General features: G+C 68.0%; 12 protein-coding genes. 6 read left to right on the forward strand and 6 right to left on the reverse strand.

All coding sequences use genetic code 11. The annotated features are described in order from the left end of the window. Positions 1-2: 2 nt before the first annotated feature. Complete coding sequence (locus tag ACOOF5_RS05030) at positions 3-677, forward strand: aquaporin (protein ID WP_420437238.1); 675 nt, start codon at positions 3-5, stop codon at positions 675-677. An 8-nt stretch (positions 678-685) separates the two neighbouring features. Here ACOOF5_RS05030 and hemB read toward each other — a convergent pair whose 3' ends face one another. Further along, positions 686-1666: a porphobilinogen synthase gene (gene hemB, locus ACOOF5_RS05035; protein ID WP_420437240.1), complete on the reverse strand. Its 981-nt coding sequence runs from the start codon at positions 1664-1666 to the stop codon at positions 686-688. A 230-nt stretch (positions 1667-1896) separates the two neighbouring features. Between hemB and ACOOF5_RS05040 the strand changes: the two genes are divergently transcribed. From ACOOF5_RS05040 to ACOOF5_RS05055, 4 genes are all read left to right on the forward strand, one after another. Continuing rightward, positions 1897-2400, forward strand: a complete 504-nt coding sequence (locus tag ACOOF5_RS05040) for a hypothetical protein (RefSeq protein WP_420437242.1) — start codon at positions 1897-1899, stop codon at positions 2398-2400. Between the two features lie 6 nt (positions 2401-2406). Continuing rightward, entirely contained in the window at positions 2407-3573 is a 1167-nt protein-coding gene (locus tag ACOOF5_RS05045; protein ID WP_420437244.1) for a DNA-formamidopyrimidine glycosylase family protein, read from the forward strand. 101 nt (positions 3574-3674) lie between these two features. After that, positions 3675-4343, forward strand: coding sequence for a nitroreductase family protein (locus tag ACOOF5_RS05050; RefSeq protein WP_420437246.1), 669 nt, complete (start codon positions 3675-3677; stop codon positions 4341-4343). A 1-nt stretch (position 4344) separates the two neighbouring features. After that, complete coding sequence (locus ACOOF5_RS05055) at positions 4345-5127, forward strand: SDR family NAD(P)-dependent oxidoreductase (protein WP_420437248.1); 783 nt, start codon at positions 4345-4347, stop codon at positions 5125-5127. 75 nt (positions 5128-5202) lie between these two features. Here the strand turns inward: ACOOF5_RS05055 and ACOOF5_RS05060 are convergent, their stop codons facing one another. Both ACOOF5_RS05060 and ACOOF5_RS05065 read right to left on the reverse strand, forming a co-directional pair. Continuing rightward, positions 5203-6501: a type II toxin-antitoxin system HipA family toxin gene (locus tag ACOOF5_RS05060; protein ID WP_420437250.1), complete on the reverse strand. Its 1299-nt coding sequence runs from the start codon at positions 6499-6501 to the stop codon at positions 5203-5205. Next, positions 6494-6880: a helix-turn-helix transcriptional regulator gene (locus ACOOF5_RS05065; RefSeq protein ID WP_420437252.1), complete on the reverse strand. Its 387-nt coding sequence runs from the start codon at positions 6878-6880 to the stop codon at positions 6494-6496. Before ACOOF5_RS05065 ends, ACOOF5_RS05060 begins: the two co-directional genes overlap by 8 nt. Before the next feature lie 217 nt (positions 6881-7097). Here ACOOF5_RS05065 and ACOOF5_RS05070 point away from each other — a divergent pair, with 217 nt between their 5' ends. Next, positions 7098-7886 (forward strand): SDR family NAD(P)-dependent oxidoreductase, encoded by a 789-nt coding sequence (locus ACOOF5_RS05070; RefSeq protein WP_420437254.1) that lies wholly within the window; start codon positions 7098-7100, stop codon positions 7884-7886. 164 nt (positions 7887-8050) lie between these two features. Here ACOOF5_RS05070 and ACOOF5_RS05075 read toward each other — a convergent pair whose 3' ends face one another. The 3 genes from ACOOF5_RS05075 to ACOOF5_RS05085 form a co-directional block, all read right to left on the reverse strand. Further along, complete coding sequence (locus ACOOF5_RS05075; RefSeq protein WP_420437256.1) at positions 8051-9796, reverse strand: sigma-70 family RNA polymerase sigma factor; 1746 nt, start codon at positions 9794-9796, stop codon at positions 8051-8053. 98 nt (positions 9797-9894) lie between these two features. Beyond that, positions 9895-13143, reverse strand: coding sequence for a cell wall-binding repeat-containing protein (locus ACOOF5_RS05080; RefSeq protein WP_420437258.1), 3249 nt, complete (start codon positions 13141-13143; stop codon positions 9895-9897). Between the two features lie 79 nt (positions 13144-13222). Continuing rightward, positions 13223-16483: a cell wall-binding repeat-containing protein gene (locus ACOOF5_RS05085; protein WP_420437260.1), complete on the reverse strand. Its 3261-nt coding sequence runs from the start codon at positions 16481-16483 to the stop codon at positions 13223-13225. Positions 16484-16498: the final 15 nt, after the last annotated feature.

Raw genomic sequence — 16498 nt, forward strand, 5'->3', positions numbered from 1 at the left:
GGGTGACAGCGCTGCGTGAGACCACCGCCAGCCGGCTGACGTCGGAGTTCGTGGGCACCGGTTTCCTGCTGCTCAGCGTGGTCGGCTCGGGAATCATGGCTGAGCGGCTCAGCCCGAACGATGTCGGGTTGCAGCTGCTGGAGAACTCGATCGCGACAGCGGGTGCGCTGACGTGCCTGATCCTGTTGTTCGCATCGACTTCGGGAGCGCACTTCAACCCGGCGGTCACGCTGTGGGCGCGGCTTGCCGGCGACCTGGACAACCGCATGGCCGGGCTGTACGTGGTGGTACAAACCGCCGGCGGGATCCTGGGCGTCATCGCGGCCAACGTGATCTTCGAGCTCGATGCGGTGTTCTGGTCCACCAGGGACCGGATCAGCGGCGCCGCTTTTGTGTCCGAGATCATCGCCACGTTCGGGCTGGTCATCGTCATCATCGGCGTGGTGCGCTCGGGCAAGGCCCAGTTCGTGGCCTTCGCGGTGGCGGCCTACATCGGCGGCGCGTACTTCTTCACCTCGTCGACGAGCTTCGCCAACCCGGCGGTGACCGTGGCCCGCATGTTCTCCGACACGTTTGCCGGCATCGCCCCCGCCAGCGCGCCGTTGTTCATCGTGGCGCAGTTCATCGGGTCGTTGTGTGCGATCGCAGTGGCCCAGGTGACCCACCCGCAGCGCTGAGCCTGCCGCTACTGCAGGGTCTCGGCGAACTCGCGTGCCAGATACGTCAGGATCAGGTCGGCGCCGGCCCGCTTGATGGCGGTGAGGTGCTCGACCGCAGTGGCATCGCCGTCGATCCAGCCGTTCGCTGCTGCGGCCTTGAGCATCGCGTATTCGCCCGACACGTGATACGCCGCCAGCGGCAAGTCGAATCGGGCCCTGGCGGCGGCGATCACATCGAGGTACGCCAGCGCCGGCTTCACCATGATGATGTCGGCCCCCTCGGCGACGTCCAGCTCGATCTCTGCCATGGCTTCACGGGCGTTGGCAGGGTCCTGCTGGTAGCCCTTGCGGTTGCCGCCGCCGCTGATCGTTACGTCGACGGCTTCACGGAACGGCCCGTACTCGGCCGAGGCGTACTTGGCCGAGTAGGCCATGATCGGCAGGCTTACGTGGCCGTTCGCATCGAGCGCCTGGCGGATTGCGCCGACCTGGCCGTCCATCATCCCCGACGGGCCCACCATGTCGACGCCGGCCTCGGCCTGGGCCAACGCGACCCGCTGGTAGAGCTCGAGCGTGGCGTCGTTGTCGACCTCGCCGTCGCCGGTCACCACGCCGCAGTGACCATGGTCGGTGTATTCGTCGAGGCACAGGTCGGCGATGATCGCCATCTCCGAGCCGTGATCGTCTCGCAGGTTGCGCAGGGCCACCTGCACGACGCCATCGGGGTTCCAGGCCTCGGAGCCGATGGGGTCTTTGCGGGTGGGAAGCCCGAACAAAATGACGCCGCTGATGCCCAGGCCAGCCAGCTCGTTGACTTCCTTGCGCAGCGATTCCTGGGTGTGCTGCACGACGCCGGGCAACGAGATGATCGGCTGCGGCTCGGTGGCGTCCTCGCGCACGAACAGCGGGGCGATGAGATCGCTGGGGGTGACGGTGGTCTCGGCTACGAGCCGGCGCAGCGCCGGGGTGCGACGCAGTCGACGGAGGCGGCGAGCCGGGAAGGTCACCACGTCATGCTATTGCGCTGCTGCACGGGAGGAAGCGCCCGACCTACTGCGCTGCGGCGCCCGCAGCAGCGCCCGACGGGGATGCCCCCCAGCGGAAGCGCCGGATCTCATGCGCCACCCCACCAGCAACAGCGCCCGCCGTGCGAGCCCCCGCCCAACGCCCCGGCACCCACGCAGCCCGGCAGGCCGGTGGCGTGACACGCCCGCACGAGCGGCATAGGTTCGCTGGCGTGGAGATCGGGACTGAGGGCTGGTGTGCTGCGATGTCCGAGGTGCTGGCAGAGGTGGATCTGCCCGCGGTGCGGGCCACTGTGGAACAGCGGATCGGCGACGGCAACGGCGGGCCCGTTGTCGCTTACCGATTGGTGATCGACGGCGGTCGGGCACACCTTGAGCCGGCGCCTCCCGAAGTCAGCACGACCGACGGTGACGGCGGCGGCAGCGACGACGTCGGCGATGGCAACGGCAACGGCGTTGTCGTGATGAGCCAGTCCCGGGAGACGGCCGAGGCCGTGCGGCGTGGCGACCTGGGTGCGCTGGCGGCGCTGCAGGCGGGACTCATCAAGGTGAGCGGCGATGTGCGCGTGCTGATCGTTGCTTCTGAGGCGTTGGCGCTGGTGAACACGGCGCTGGGCGCGGCGCTCGGCGCTGATGGCGGCAGCGCCGCTGGCGGGCGTAACGGCGAAGACGGCGCTGACGAGCCAAGCGACGACGACAACACCGGCGGGAGCTGACGCTTCGTGCCGGAGATCCCTGAGATCCGGGCGCATGCCGAACGATTGGAGGCCCTGGCGGCCGGCGAGGTGCTCAAGCGGGTCGAGCCGCTGTCGTTCACGGCGTTCAAGACCGCCAGCCCGCCGCCGAGCGATGCCGTCGGCTGGCCGTTGCGCAGTGTCGGCCAGCGAGCCAAGTACCTGCTTCTGCACTTCGCCTCCCCATCTGCCGATTCGGTCGCCGGCGGTGACGGCGACGAGGGTGCACAAGGCGAGAGCGAGGCCGGTGACGCAGGCGCTCAGAGCGCAGCTGCAGCCGGTGACGCAACGGGCGCGAGCTGGGCCAGAGGCACCTGGGCAGACGGGGAGCACGACGGCGGGAGCGGGGCCAGGGGCGCCTCGGGTGACGGGGAAGACGGCGACGGGCTGACCTTTGTGGTGCACCTCATGCAAGGCGGCCGGCTGCGGGTGCTCGAGCCGGGTGCGAAGCGGCCGCGCCGGCCCCGCGATGGGCTGGTGCGGTTCGAATTCGACAGCGGGCTGGGCCTGTTGCTCACCGAGCCCGGCACCCAGAAACGAGCCGGCGTGTGGGTGCTGGCCGGCGACCCGGCCGCGGACCCATCGTCCACCGACCCGCCAGCCGCACCAGAACCAGAACCCGAACCCGAGCCCACCACCGACCGTTCGACCGGCGTGGAGCCCGAGGCCATCGACACAACCTCGGCAGCATCCGTCAATCCACTCATCGGGCTGGGGCCTGAGGCCACCGACGTGGACCCCGCCGGCATGGCTGAGCTCATGGCGGCTCACCCGGCGCGCCTGCACAATTTCCTGCGGGACCAGCGGGTGATCTCGGGCCTCGGGCGTCGCATGGCGAACGAGATCTGCCACCGGGCAAAGCTGTCGCCGTTCGCCTCGACCGCCAAGCTCGACGCCGAAGCAGTCGGTCGGGTGGTGGCCGCCATCGGCGCCGTGGTCGACGAGTCGCTGACAGCCGAGCGCCAACTCGCCCAGATGAGCCGGTCGGCCGAACGACCCTCAGCGGTGCACGCACGCACCGGCGAGCCGTGCCCGGCCTGCGGCGACATTGTGCGTGCTGTCGAGTACCGCGACTACTCGGTGAACTACTGCGCCGGCTGCCAGACCGGCGGGCGCGTGCTCGCCGACAACACCACCAGCAAATTCCTGCGCTAGCGGGGTTCGCGGCCCCGGTGCGGCTCACGGGCGGCGGATACCCTCCTGCGGGATATCTGCGAGACAACGCCCGCAACCACGCCGGGCCCAAGGAGCACATGATGAGCGATGCCGGAATCAAGCTGGGCCTGTCGGCCGATGAGGTGCTGCAGTCGACACGGGCAGTGCGCAAGCGGCTCGACTTCGACCGGCCGGTGCCCGAATCGGTGCTGCGGGAGTGCGTCGAGATAGCCGTGCAGGCGCCGACGGGCTCCAACATGCAGGGCTGGCACTTCGTGTTCGTCACCGAGCGCGACAAGATCGAGGCTATCTCAGCGCTGTACAAGAAGGGCTTCGACGCCTACCGCAACAGCCCCGTGTATGCGGGCCGGGTGGGCTCGGGCCTCGGCGCCCAGCGGGAGGCGCAGCAGGCTCGGGTGACCTCGTCGGCCGAGTTTCTGTCGGAGAACATGCACCGCAGCCCGGTGCTGTTCCTGCCGTGCATCACCGGCCGCACCGACGACGCCCGGATGATGGTGGGCCAGGCCGGCTCGATCATCCCCGCGGCGTGGAGCTTCATGCTGGCCGCACGTGAGCGGGGCCTCGGCACCTGCTGGACCACGCTGCACCTCGGCTATGAGCGCGAAGCCGCCGAGATCCTGGGCATCCCCTACGACACCGTGCGGCAGTACGCGCTGAGCCCGGTGGCCTACACGCAGGGCACCGACTTCAAGCTCGCCACCCGCACCGATCTCGACTCGGTGATGAGCTGGAACTCCTGGAGCCGCTGAGATGGCCGCTGGGTCGGCGAACGAGCTGTTCGACCTGTCGGGACGGGTGGCGGTGGTCACCGGCGGCTCCCGCGGGATGGGCCGCGAGATGGTGCTGGCGTTCGCCAAGGCTGGCGCCGATGTGGTGATCGCGTCGCGCAAGCTCGACAACTGCGAAGCGGTCGCCGACGAGGTGCGCTCGACCACCGGCCAGCGGGCGCTGGCGGTGGAGTGCCACGTCGGCTACTGGGACCAGAACGACGCCCTGTGCGAACGGGTCTACGACGAGTTCGGCCACTGCGAGGTGCTGGTGAACAATGCCGGGCTGTCGCCGCTGTACCCGTCGCTGTACGAGGTGTCCGAGTCGCTGTTCGACAAGGTGATCGAGGTGAACCTGAAGGGGCCGTTCCGGGCCTCGGCAGTGTTCGGCAAGCACATGTTCGAATCCGGCGGCGGCTCGATCATCAATGTGAGCTCGGTAGCGGCCGTGGCGCCGTCGCCGAACGAGACCGCATACGGGGCGGCCAAGGCGGGCATCCACGCCATCACGCAGTCGTTCGCCCGCGAGTACGCGCCTCGGGTGCGGGTGAACTGCATCATGCCCGGCCCGTTCCTGACCGACATCTCGAAGGCATGGGACATGGAGGCCTTCAACGAGCGGGCCAACAACGAGATCGCATTGCGGCGCGGCGGCGAAGCCGACGAAGTGGTGGGCGCAGCGCTGTACTTCGCATCAGAAGCGTCGAGCTACACCACGGGCTCGGTGCTCAAAATCGACGGCGGCACCGCCTGGCAAACCGGCTGACCGCAGCACCTGCCGAGCTAGCTCCTGAACGGATCCGCCGCCGCGCGGTCCGCAACCAAAACGCGAGCTGCGGCTTCAGGCAGCTGCTTCGACGATGGCGGCGCAGCGGCTGACGCGGGCAGTGATGAACTCAACGAGGCGCTGGGCGAAGTCCTGAGCACCGCAGACGGCAATGCTTGGATCGTTCGCTGCCCTAGCGACCGCAGCCGGTAGACGGCTGGCGAGGTCAGAAACGCGCGCTACGACGTCATGCGCATGTAGACCGAGATCGCTCGCAGTCTTCTGCCATGCATCAGGACGGTCGGCCCGCGTGAGCCGGTAGCCGTCACCGATCTTCATGGCCAAGTTCACCTTGTGGCCCTTGGAGTCGTCGTACGGCAGGAACGATGCGACATCGAACAGCGGCGCCAGCCGCGCCCACGAACCGTGCAAGAGCAGTGCGTAGTTCTTGGCGTGGGCATCGGTACCCGCGATCAGCCAGTTGAACGCGAGCGCATCGACAAAGCGCCACACGTCAGCGGCGGCCAGCCGGCCTGGCACGGCCGAACGCAGCAGGCCGGCAACGTCCTGCGGCCCTGGCCCACCGTCGGATTGGTACTTGTGATCGGGATGGACGCAGAGGGCTTGGCAGAGGTCTTCTTGATGAATTCGGTGCACCTGCGCACCGCGCCAGACACGGTCGAACCGTTCCACCACTAGCGCGGTTTCGTCTTCGAAGGTCGCCAACGATGTCCGCACAGCCAGGAGCCCCGCGTGGGACGCCGTGGCGAGGCAGAGATGCTCGTTGACGTGGCTCCAGCGATACTCGGCAATCTCGGGCTTGACGATGTGCGTGCTCGGCAGCGATCCGCTCGCCCGGTACCACTGCCCTTCGCTGCGGTGCAGGGCCGTCTTCGCTTGGGCGCCGCCGAGGCTGAACTGCCCGCGGAAGTCACTGCCGAGCCACAGCGCACGGTTTGCGCGCAAGTCGCGCAGCCGCACAGCAATGTCCGCCTCGCTCATTAAATGCGCCTCGGCCATGCGCCCTGACAGCGCGCCAACTTCCGCCGGTGGGCACAGCTGCACGGCACCGGGACAGTCACGACCGATCGGGGTGCCCAACAGCGGGAACGGACTCGCGCTCGACACCGAGAACTCGCGGCCCCAGCGTCGCAGCACTTCGCGGTCATCGGGCAGCAGGCCCCAGAGCCACGGCGTCACAACCTGGTCGCCGTAGGCAGCCGACGACAGCGGCATTGTCACCGACAGCGGCGTTGCTGAAGGATCGGCGCGGTAGCTGTCGTCGTAGCGAAGCCGCAGCTTGCCAGCAGTGGTGCGGTGCAGTTCGGCAGCAGTCTGCCCACGCAGCAGCACAGCGAGGACGCTGTCAGTCATGGTGAACGGCTGACGGCTCAGAGGCCGAGCGGCTGGTACCCCAGTCATCGATGTACAGGTTGAGATCGAATCGGCCGCTCTCGATGCCGATGCCAGTACTGCCATCGGCATCGGCGTCTGCGGGAACCAGGCCGAAGCCCAGACCCAGTGCGATCGTCACGCGTAGCACCCCGTCCAACGACACCGTCGGCTTGCCGTTCTCGAAACTCGACAGCCACGGGCGGGCCACGCCAGCCTCGCCCGCCAATGTGCTCTGCGACCAGCCGCGCTCCTTGCGCGCTGCCGCGATGGCTGCTCCGAGATCTCGGCTGGTCAACAACGGGCGCACGGCATTGCCTGGTGAAGGGTCATTGCTCCGTCGGGGCGTCACGGTTTCCATGCAGAAGCACTCCACGTTGGTCTTGATACATCGGCAGACTACTGGGGCATGCGTACAGTGACAATTCCCATATGTCGCAGAACTCAGACATTTCGAGCCTGTCTTCGTACCAGTGCATAACGATGCCTTCAACGACCAGGCCGGCTGCAGCCGTTGCGGCTACGTTGAGCGCGGCCGCAGGCCGAGCGCTGTGCGCGACGAACATCGGAGGAATTCTGTGGGGACGACGAAGCGACTGTCGACGTTGAGCCGGTCGATCGATGGCCGGGTGGCGCTGATCACCGGTGCCGGCATGGGCCAGGGCCGGGCGACCGCGCACCTGTTCGCTGACGAGGGGGCGCACGTTGCGGTGACCGACCTGGGCCAGGCCGAGGTGGATGCCGTGGTGGCCGAGATCAACGACGCCGGCGGCTCGGCAGCGGGCTGGACGATGGACGTGGCCAACCGCGACCGGGTCACCCAGGTCACCAACGAGGTGGCCGAGCGGTTCGGCGGCATCGACCACGTCATCAACAACGCCGGCATCTCACGGTTCTCGCCGATCGATTCCCCCGAGTACGAGGACAACTGGGCGATCTCGCTCGAGGTGCTGCTGACGGCGCACACCGTGACGGTTCGCGCCGCCCTGCCGTACCTGCGCCAGTCCGACGCGGCGCGCATCGTCAACATCGCCTCCACCGAGGGCTGGGGTGCCACCAAGTTCGGCTCGCCGTACACCGCCGCCAAGCACGGCGTGATCGGGCTCACCAAGTCGCTGGCTGTCGAGCTGGGCCGCGAGGCCATCACGGTGAATTGCATCTGCCCCGGGCCGATCAACACCGCCATGACCGCAGAGATATCGCAGGAGCACAAGACGATCTTCGCCAAGCGCCGCACCGCACTGGGCCGCTACGCCGAGCCCGAGGAAGTCGCCCACGGCACGCTCAACTTCTGCCTGCCCGCCAGCCAGTACATGACCGGCGCGGTGCTGCCCGTCGACGGCGGCCTGCTCATCAAGAACGCCTGAGAAGATGCGCGGATAGGTGAACCTTCCCGCTGTCGCACCAGTTGTTTCCCGCTCTTGTTCGCTGCCGCTCTCACGGGCCGCTCGGGCCACGGCTTCGCCTATTGGCTCAGCCTCCGAGCAGAACCGTCCGCAAACGCCAAGGGAGTTCGTCTCGGTGCAGTTGGCTACTGGGTGAGGGTGACGGCGAGCGACTGAGGCAGGCCGTCGGCGTCGAGCATGAGCGTGCCCGACAGGGCGCCTCGATCGACGAGCGGCAGCGACTCGGTGGGTGTGCCGGTGAAGACGCCCGACATCGACAGCGATCCGTCATCGTTCTCGGTGCCGCGGGCGGCCAGTCGCATCTCTGCGGACGCACCGTCGTCGCCGGGTGCGAAGACCAGCAAAGCACTGAACCGACGCTCGTCCACGGCGGGATCGACGGCTTGAAGCGACGCCGTGCTCGGGACGACCACCGCCACCGACTTGCTCATCGTGGTGGCCTCGACGGACTCGACCTCGTCGGTCGTTGTGGTTGTCGTCGTTGTGACCGTCAGCGACAGCGTGCCTGCGACGTCGTAGCGGTTGGCACCCGACGGTGTGAACGTCAGATCTGCACCCTCGACGCTGCTCGTGGCAACCACAGTCACCACTGGTTCGCTGACAGCGCTGGCTTCGGACTCGTCGACCGCCGTGGTATCAGCGACGTTCTGCGTGTCGGTCCCGCCGACCGTCTGATCGACGACTTCGCGGGCGCCGTCTGTGTCGGGCACGGCCGACACAGCAGCCGCGGCGGCCGACGACGTGTCATTGTCGGTACCCGTTGCAACCGGCGCATCCTGCTGCTCGACGTCCGCAGTTGCAGCCGCGGGCTGTTCGTCGGCGCTCGCCACGGTTTCTTCCTGCGACACCGTTGCGGCGGCTGGCGTCACCTCAGCTTCAGCGACAGCAGACGCCGCTTCGGCCTCAACGACGGTTGGCACCGCCTCGACTGCCGCGGGCACCTCAGCGGCAGGCACGACCACTGGTGCATCAGGCGCAGGCACCTCCACGGCCAGCGGGGTCAGCACCTCGATGACAGAATCGGGCAGCACCCGCTCGGCCGCCTTGTGGACGGGCGAGTCGACTGTCGGGGTGATCACTGCGGTGGCAAGCCCCAGGCTGACGGCGGCCTTGGCGACTACTGGAACCCCCGTGGTCGCGACGTTCGCGACAGCAGATGCTGCACGCGACGCGACCGGCGCCGTCTCGGTCAGCAGCGGCATCGCCGAAGCCATCGACGACTGAGCCGCAGTAGATCCGGCGGTAGCTCCGTGGCCCGCGACTGCGGAGGCGGCTCGCTCGCCGCGTCGGAGCAGTCCGACAAGCGTCACGGGCACGAACGCCGCGACACGCATCGCAGAGCGCAGCGCCGTACGGGCCCGAGACACCCTGGCACGAGCGTTGTCCTCGCTGACACCGGCCGCCTCGGCCATCTCGTCGTAGGAAAGCTCCTCGACGAAGCGCATGTGCAGCGCCTCGCGGTACGGCTCTGACAAGCCCTCCACGGCGTCGGCCAATTCGGAAAGATCGAGATCGAGCCCAAGTTCGGTCTCGACACTGGGCGTGGGTTGCAGCGCAGTGTCGTTCACGGCTGCGCGCTCGGTCTTCTCGCCCTCGCGACGCCGACGGTTGCCTTCGTCGATGCAGACATTGGCAAGTATCCGGTGCAGCCACGGCCCCACCAGGTAGTTGCCGTTGAACCGGGGCATGGCCCGCAGGGCGCGCACCAATGTCTCCTGGACAGCGTCTTCGGCAGACTCGTTGCAGCTCAGGCGACGGCGCGCGTGGTTGAGAAGCTGTGGCCGGTACTCACGCACCAGTTCGGCGAACGCTTCGTCGTCGCCGGCCTGATAGGCAAGAACCAAGTCTCGATCTTCGAGTCGGAGTGCCATGGCAGTTCTCAGGGTTGCGAGCAGAGGCCCGAACGGCCTCACTCATGCTGGATGGTACCGCAGCCTCCCCGGCCGCCCGCCGTCATATTTTGAACACTTCAGACGTTACGGGTGATGGTGACGGTGTGGGTGTCGCCGTCATCGGCGACGACGGTGATCGTGTAGCCGCGCAGCGTCACGGACTCGCCGGCTTCGAGCACGGGGAAATCGTCCACCTGACCGTTGCCGCTGTCGCCGGCGACCTTCAGCGGGAGGGCGCCCGCACCGAGCCAGCTGTCCACGGTGTACACCAGCACTCCCTCGGTGATGAGGCGCGGGAAGGTGGTCGTGACACCCGAGTCGGCGGCCTCGTAGTGCCTGCCGGCGTCGTAACCGAGCCTGCGTCGGCTCTCCATCACGATCACCTCGTGAGCGCTGAGCGGGATCGACGCCATCGCCACTGCGTCACCCGGTTGCGCGATCGGCGACAGCGTCACAGTGGCCTCGTCCGCACCGGTACAGCGAACCTGGGATTCGCTCAGCCACCCGAGCTGCCAGCGGCTCCATGCCAGCATCTCCTCGATGCGCAGATGCAGCCTGTACGACGTGGAGGTGTAGCCGCCCGGGTAGGTCCACGCATGGGCCATCCGGGGGTCATGCTCAGCGGCCAGGTACCACGACCACATATTCATGCGCCCCCACTGGGCGGCGACCCATGTCATGCCTGCTGGCGCTTCGGCACGAGCATGCAGGTTGGCGTCGTAGGGGTACAGGTCCGCCAGGCCGAGGTTGTGCGTGACTTCGTGCGCAGCCACCGATCCCCACTCGTAGGGCTCGCGTTCATCGCCGAGGTGCACGCTGTTGATGAGCGACGACGGCCACGATTCGTCAAGGGCGCTGATGGCCTGGTGAGCGAATCCACCTCCGCCGAAGAGGCTGCTGGGCAGGATCACCATGACGGCGTCGATACCGGAGAAGTCCATGTTCTGGCCGGCCAATTCGATCGCATGGGCGACAGCCGACGAGTCCACCGCCTGGTTGCCGAGGACATTCACTGTCGAGAACGCGCTGTAGTCGTTCTCGGCCCGCAGCCATGCGTCATGCGACACGAACTCCACGTCGAGCTGACCGTAGCTCGCCGCTTCGAGGTAGTCCTCGGCGTAGGGCAGTCCCTGTACAGCCTCGTCCTGGGTGGTGTGGGTGGCCTGCGCATCGGGAAAGTCCAAGAACAGTGCAGCGATCCGCAGCGAGCCCACCGAAGGCGCTGCCCAATCGTCCAACGGGAATCCCGCAGTCGTTCCCATGGTGCTGCCAGGCCGGCACGTCTCGACGCCTCCTTCGACGGGCTCGCCGCTGGCCCCCGCGATGTACAGCCGGTGCTTGCCGTCGGCCTCGATGGTGTGAAAGGCGATGCGCGCGCCGTCGGGCGACCAGCGGGGTGCCCGCACGCGATCCGTTGATCGAAAGACGATCTCTTCGTTAAGCCCGTCGGTGTCGGCGGTGGTCAGGGCTGTGAAGCCACCGCTGGTGCGGATGAACGCGAACCGTTTGCCATCGGGCGACCACGACAGTCCGCCGGGCTCGGAGACTGGGGCGATCGCGGCGCGGGGATTCGTCCCGTCGGCAGCGGCGACCACCAGCGTGGAGATGGCGACGTAAGCCAGTTGTGTGCCGTCGGGTGAGAACGCGGCATCAAAGTTCGGTCCCCCGTCGGCGGTCACGGCCTCGAGATCGTCGCCTGTAGGGGACATCCTCATGACGTGCCTGGGGCCGCCCGAGACACGATCGAACACGATCGTCCCGCCATCAGGGGACCAGCGCGGCGACGCGTCCCAGATCGCTCCGGTGGTCAATTGCGTTGAGCCGGTGCCGTCGGCCCCGACAGACCAGATGTGAGCGACCCATTGGCTGCCGTCCTGGTAGCCCCGGACATAGGCGATCTTGGTTCCGTCGGGAGACCACGCGCCAGAACTGAGGTAGGCGCCGTCACCGTGAAGCAGCCGCTGCCGGTTGGTGCCGTTGTTGCTCATCGTCCACAGGGCGCCGTCCTGGGTGAAGACGAGCCGGCTGCAATCAGGAGACCATGCCGGGTCTTCGGCGTTGGTTGACGGCACGAACACGCGGGGCTCATCGGTGATGTCGCCGCCGCAGGTGCCTGCCCGCAGCACGACAGGTGCAGTCGCAGCGCCGTCGTCGGCTTCGTCGGCTTCGTCGGCCTCCTCAGCTTGCCCGGAGTCCTCGGCGTCATCCTCGAGGACAGGGTCCGGGGGGTTGAGGTAGGCGTCGATGGCGGCCTGGGAGACAGCCGCGTCGCCGCCCAAGACACGGACGTCTACGACGGTGTGCGTGGCGCGCGCGGTGTCGAGGAACGCGGCAGTGTCGGTGGGAACCTGGGCGGGGTCGGCCAGCACTAGGGGAGCACACAGCCGGCCGAGCAGCGGCGCCGCGCTGAATGAGTCGAACGGCACCCGCGCCCGAGCCAGGCCGATCGTGCTGACGGAGAAGCACTGCTCGCCGCCGGCATCGACGTAGCGGCCCTGCACCAGCTCGGCAGCCTTGACTGCTGTGTCGTAACGGGTCGCGCCGGCCAGCCGGGTCACCGAGATCCCCAAATCCGTGATCGAGCTTTCAACGGTCTCAGACAGCGCTGCGGGGCCGCCCATCAGCACCACATGGGAGATCCCAGCGCTCGACAGGTACCCCGCCACTCCCGCGTGCAATTTGTCTCGCTGGGTCAGCAGAACGGGATGCGCCCCGCGTGCTGCGAACGGCCCCGCCACCAAGGCATCAGCGAACGCGTCGCCGTTCGCAACGATCGCCGTGGTGCCATGACCTGCCATCTCGCCGACCGGCGAGACCCGTCTCGCAGCCACCACTCCTGTGGCGTAGCGGTCCACCCGGCCGACGCGCTCCACCGAGACGCCGAGGGCCTCCAGCGCGGACACCACGGCCGGGCTTACCGCATCCGCACCGCTGGTGCCGCCCACCACGACCACGCTGCTCACGCCGGTTCGCCCCAAGAAGGCCGCCGCATCGGCACGCAGCTCCCCCGGCGGCGTCATCAGCACCGGCGCGCCAAGCACGCCCGCGACCGGTGCGGCAACCACTGCATCCGACCAGGTCCGGCCCGACACCATCACCACCGAGGTCAGCGAGCCTCCCGCATCTGCCGCGACCGCATCGGCGACCAGCAGCGAGGTGGCATAGCGGTCAGCGCCGCTGTATCGCGACACCGCAACCTCGGCCGGCATGGTTTCCTGTGCGGTTTGAGCGCCCGCCGCGACTGGAAGCGCCAGCACCGCTGCGACCATGACGGTCGCGCACACTGCGAGGAAGCCGGTACGCACCACCGGTGTCAAGGTAGTCATCGCTGTCGCACGGCCCGTCGGGAGTGTCGAGCGGCTGCCGTCATATTTTGAACGCGGCGCACGTTGCGCAGGATCTGGCTTATCCAGCGGCGTCGGGGTCGAACACGCAGGTCATGTATTCGTACGGGTCCTCGACGGTGCCCTCGACGCGTATACCGCTGATGGTGACGGTGTAACAGTGCTCTGCGTCGTCTGGCTTCGCATGAACCGCGGAATCGGTGTCGCCCCCAACGGCCCACACGATCGTTGCTTCGGTCAAGCGATCCGCCCTCGCGATGATCTCGATATCCACGGGCCCGGACTCATCGGCCATGACAACCGTCGCCTCCGAGACATCAGGGCGGCACTGCCACAGTGCGGGCTGGCCGCACTGCCATTCCAGCGCCGCCAGGCCGAAGGACCACCGTCCGAATACCGATGTGTAGGGGACATAGCCGGGCGGGGGCCATGCGACGAATGCCCGCGGCTGCCGAACCTCACGGGTCGATGATCGAGGCCCGAGCACATAGAGGGCATTGGCGGCCCGGTGGGCGGCACCCCCATGGGGGACGTCGCCGGTGCCCATCGTCGCCTGCTGCGGCAACAGGATCCAGGTGCGGTGCCCCACGCGCACGTTGTTGGCACCGGAATCCCGGATGTAACCGTCGATGACACGAAGGCCGTGGGAACCGCCGAGAACGCCGGGGCCGCCGAGAAAGAGGTTGCTCGAACGAGCCCCCAACGCGCCTGTCTCGGAGTAGCACTTCCACTCGTCGCCCGGCGAATGCGATAGCCAACCCTCCGCGGACATCATCAGCGCGGCGTGCTGGGCCGTTCGCGAGAAATTGGCGTTCTCAGTGACAGTGGTCAGTCCCGCCATGCGCCGGTACCAGTTGGCTCGCTGGATGATGCTGTCGCGGAATTCCTGGCTGGTGGTTCCCGCCACGCAGCCTGCCACGTCGCCGGTGTAGCCCCACTCGGGCTCCTCGCGCTCATACTCGACCTGATATGCCGCCAGCACGGCACCGCGGTCCCACGTGTCGATACCCAAGACTGCGTCGGCGCCGCTGTCAGTGACGGTGACTGCCACGGGTCGGGACTTCTCGTTGCCGTAGCCGAGACGGTCATGGGTCGCGCCCTCGGGCACGCGGACCACCACGGCTCCGGGCGACCTCGCCACCGCCGTCACTCGATAACTCGCGCCGGATCCCGACAGAGCTGTCGCGTCGCCATTGACGACGTCGAAGTCGTCGACCTCGAGTCCGCTCACCGCCCTGGGGAACCGGACATCCACCTCGAAGGGAGTGCCGACGCCGACAACCGACGCAGCGTCCGATGACAGCCGCGGCGCAAGGCTCGACGCGCCGTCGCGCTCGGGCACCTCCAGTTGCCCATGAGAGTTCTCGCCCCAGCACACGACGGTGCCATCGAGCCGCAGACCGCAGGTGTGCTCGCTGCCGAGGCTGACAGCGCGATAAGCACCGTGCGGCGCGCCGAGCTGGCCGCCGTAGTTGTCGCCCCAGCACTCCACCGAGCTGTCCGTCCTGATGCCGCACGCATGAGTCACGTTGGGAGAGACCGAGCGGAACGCTCCGGACGGAACCTCCAATGCGTCGTCGCCTTGGTACCGCCTGCCCCAGCACTCCACCGTGCCGCTCGGACGAACGCCGCACGTGTCGCTATGGCGTTCTCGCCATAGCAGTGCGAGGCCCGAATCGTCCTGTGGCAGCGGCGCGCCGCTGGGCGCTGCAGTCACCGAGACAAACGTTCCCGCAGGCGGCATCGCCTCAACGCCGTGGCCCCAACATTCGATAGGGCCGTCGGATCGCAGGCCGCACGCATAGGCCCGCCCGACAGTGATCTCAATGTAGGACCCGTCGGGAACATCGTTGACCCCGGTGTTTGTGTCGCCCCAGCACTCGACCGTGCCGTCGGATCGCAGGCCGCACGCGTTCCTGCGCCAGATCACGAGCGTGCCGTCGGGTCGCCGGATGACCGAGTTGGCGCTCCCGACCGAGACTGCGTCAAACACGCCAGACGGCGCGGCCGATCCGCCGCTGCGGTCGGACGGCCAACAAGAGACAGTGCCGTTCAAGCGCAATCCGCAGGAGTAATCCAATGCGAAGCGGCTCTGTCCGAGACTGAGAGAGGAAAAGGTCCCAGCAGGATCCGCTGCGTCGTCGCGACCGTCGTCGCCCCAGCACACCGCTGTGCCATCGGGCTCGATGCCGCATGCATAATCCGCAGCGGCGCTGACCGCGACGAAGCGCGACTGGCTTGCCGGCGCAGCTGCTCCCAGTGCGTGCAGGGACGCGTGCGTCGCTTCGGTGATCTGTGTCACGCCCAGCTTGGACTCGATGTCGGCCAGGAGTTGCGTCGTCGCGGTGTCTACGGCACCGACGAGGAACACGTGATCAATCGAATGCCCCGACAGCGCCGCCTTGGTCGCAGCACCAAGCGAGTCCGATTCGGTGTACAGCACGACACTGCCCGGCAGCGCCGCTGCCAGGCTCGCCGCAATGCCGACGTCTCTCAACGACCAGCCGTTCGCGAGCACCGCCGTTGTCGCACCGGCGTCCAGGGCGCGCTGCGCCACCCGCGCCGCCGTCTCCACCCGGGTCATGCCGCCCAGCCGCTCCGCCCCAACGCCCCCACCAGCGGCGGCCGCGCTCGCCACAACATCGGCCGACACCGCTGCCGCACCACCTGCCACCAGTATGCGAACCGGCCGATGTCGGGCCAGCACCTGGCGGGTCGGCTCACCCAAGGTCGTGCGGCTGGAATACAGCACTGCGTCTGCAGCACCCGACGCCACTGCGGACGCCGCCGCGCCCACATCGGGCAACGACCAGCCGTTCGCGAGCACCACCGTGACCGACCCTGAGCCGCTCAGCGCTCGTGCGGCGGCCAACGCAGCGGTGTGAATGCGGTCGCTGCCCCCGAGACGGTCGATCTCGACTCCCGGTGACAATCTGCGCAGCTCATCTACAACGCTTTGCCCCACGGCCGCAGCCCCGCCTGCCACCACGATGCGGCCCGGCTGCTGCTCGGCGACGATCGCCGCTGCACCCGGGCCGAGCTCATCGGCGGTTTCAGTGAGCACGACGGCATCGCCCTGCGCGCCAGCGACCAGCGAGGCAGCGGTGCCGACATCGGACAACGACGAACCCAACGCCACCACCAGCACCGATTCGCCGACCCCCACCGCCGATCCGCCGACCCCCGCCGCTGATTCGCCGACCCCCAGCGCTGCCGCCGGATGTGTCGCGACCGATGGCACCACAGCGAGCACGCCCGAGGCCAGCAGGCATCCGATCGCCGCGACAGCCCCGCGGCACACGCGTTCCGAGCTGGGGATCACAGCCTTAGCCAATGC

The sequence above is a fragment of the Candidatus Poriferisodalis sp. genome, assembly GCF_965214215.1.
Taxonomy (GTDB): domain Bacteria; phylum Actinomycetota; class Acidimicrobiia; order Acidimicrobiales; family Poriferisodalaceae; genus Poriferisodalis.